The 2,145-nt window shown below is 56.5% G+C and carries 2 protein-coding genes; one reads left to right on the top strand and one right to left on the bottom strand.

Annotated features, from left to right (window positions below):
- Nucleotides 1–195: 195 nt before the first annotated feature.
- Nucleotides 196–474, top strand: coding sequence for a hypothetical protein (locus tag B0E48_RS17395; protein ID WP_077519349.1), 279 nt, complete (start codon nucleotides 196–198; stop codon nucleotides 472–474).
- 1,199 nt (nucleotides 475–1,673) lie between these two features.
- Here B0E48_RS17395 and B0E48_RS17380 read toward each other — a convergent pair.
- Nucleotides 1,674–2,000: a nucleotide pyrophosphohydrolase gene (locus B0E48_RS17380; protein WP_077519347.1), complete on the bottom strand. Its 327-nt coding sequence runs from the start codon at nucleotides 1,998–2,000 to the stop codon at nucleotides 1,674–1,676.
- Between the last annotated feature and the right edge of the window lie 145 nt (nucleotides 2,001–2,145).

The following is a 2,145-nucleotide window of genomic DNA, read 5'->3' as shown; positions in this document are numbered from 1 at the left end:
CGTGCCTGCCGCGACGGATGTCGTACGGCGCCTTCTCGAACTCCGCAACTGTAGGCTCGACCGTGTGAGCGAGAAACATTGAGGCGTTTGAGCGCACGGGAACTTCCATATGAGGCCTAACGCTGGAATTAAGCGGCGGCGAAGCCGTCCGCTTGAATGACGGGTTAGACGGCAGCACGCTACGCCGTCGGATGCTTGCACGATATCGCTGCTTTGAATGCCCGGCAATGGCGCGAAGCTGGTGGCCTGCGCGCGAAGAACGAACCGCTGACGAAGGATGCCACGTTGAGACGAACCGCGCGCATCGTGGAGCCCGAAGATGCGTGCTGCGACAACGCGCGCAAGACACGACGAACGACCAGGCGCGCGAAAGACGACAACGCAGGCCGGCCCGAAGCGAAAGAATGCTCGCAGCTGATGCGAAGCCAGAACGCGACACGCACGCGAAGCAACTGCGAAGGAAAGATGCTCTGACGTCTAACGCTGGAGTTAAGCGGCGGCGAAGCCGTCCGCCTTGAACGATCAGTTAGCTGGGAACTGCCATGTTCGACCATAGCACCACGATACGTTGGTTGTTACGGCGTTTTTTTGAGATTTGAACTGCCACAGCTGGAACGCAGCAGACAACGGAGCTACTAGAGACTTTGGCAAAGGCGTAAGTGCTGTGGCTACCGCAATGGAGCCTTGGCGGTCGATGATAAGTTCGAAAACGACCATTCTTGGAAGGTCATTTTCTGCACGGCTCGACAGTACTGGCTGAATGACGCGAGTAGGAATTGCGGTGGACTTGTTGGGGACCTGACTCCAGTGCGGACGCCAGTAAACAGACGTCAAACCGTGCGCATCTCCTGCCTCAGCTGGAGACAACTCCCTTTCGTCTGGACAGAGCGGCGCACTCGTTGCTCCCGAGGTAGCCAACGCGAAAGAGATGAGTAGGCCTGCCAATATGCTCATAGAAGCTAACGCTGGAATTGAGCGGCGGCGAAGCCGTCCGCCTCGAATGATTGGTTAGGCCGGACCCTACTACGCCGACTCGTGCATGAGAAGCTTGTGGACGGCCCGACCTCTGCGAAGAAAGTAGAAGGCGACGACGGCAAAGAAGATGCACTGCATGAGAGCGATTCCTATGCCGACCCATGCTTGAAGGATGAGCCGCTGAGTTAGAGAGGCCATAGCTTCGACGGTAGCACCGTATAGCTTCCAAACATTGAAGGTTTCGACTACCCCGCTGAGCAAGGACAAGAAGGCACGTCCGAGCGCAAGTAGACCGATGATTCTGAGTGCGAGCCAAGCTGCCGAGTCTTTGTTCATTTGAGGCCTAACGCTGGAGTTAAGCGGCGGCGAAGCCGTCCGCCTTGAACGAAATGTTAGGCGCCACCCGCGGCTGGTGGAGTGCCCGATTTGCCAACCCAACCAAGCTCGACAACCTCAACAGCGTCAAGAATACGCTTTGCGAAAGCGCGTGCTTGAGTGACGTCAAACTCGACCGCGTCCTCATATGGCATTGCGACAACCTTGATAAAGATGATACCCGCGTCTTGCCGCGCCTCACAGGACACTGTCTCTTCGTATGGCTTTGCAGAGTACTCAGACATGTTTGTTGTGACGCCTAACGCTGGAGTTAAGCGGCGGCGAAGCCGTCCGTCTTGAACGAATGGTTAGGCGGCACCCGCCTATTTGCCAAGTTCGTTGGACACATACTCAGATATCTCCTTAGTGTTCCTGACGAATTCGGCCTGCAGATCAATCCCGCACTTGTTCGCCAAGACGAGAACCGACCATAAGCAGTCCGATAACTCGTGACCTAGTTTGGCTTGAACATCATCGATTGTGCGTACGCCGGCGTGTGCTTGGACAAGCTTTGCCAGATCGCCAACGTCTCCCATGAAGCCGAGTGCGAGTTCTTGTGTGCTCCAGACGCGGCCGTACCTCTTCGCCTCGAGCTGCTCGTAGAGCTCGTTTAGCTGGAGGGCTGCCTTTTCAAGGTCGCTGAAGTTCATGTGTGCTGCCTAACGCTAGAGTTAAGCGGCGGCGAAGCCGGAGAGTTCCTACGCAAAAGTGGACACCGGTTGGTTAGCCGCAACGGGCCTCGAACTCGATGGGAGAACGATAGCCCAAGGCGGAGTGTAAGCGCTTGTTGTTGTA

Source organism: Rhodanobacter sp. C03 (genome assembly GCF_002001175.1).
In the GTDB taxonomy this organism is placed as follows: Bacteria; Pseudomonadota; Gammaproteobacteria; order Xanthomonadales; family Rhodanobacteraceae; genus Rhodanobacter.
Note: the sequence above shows the minus strand (reverse complement) of the source record. Positions and strands in the feature narration are given on the sequence as shown.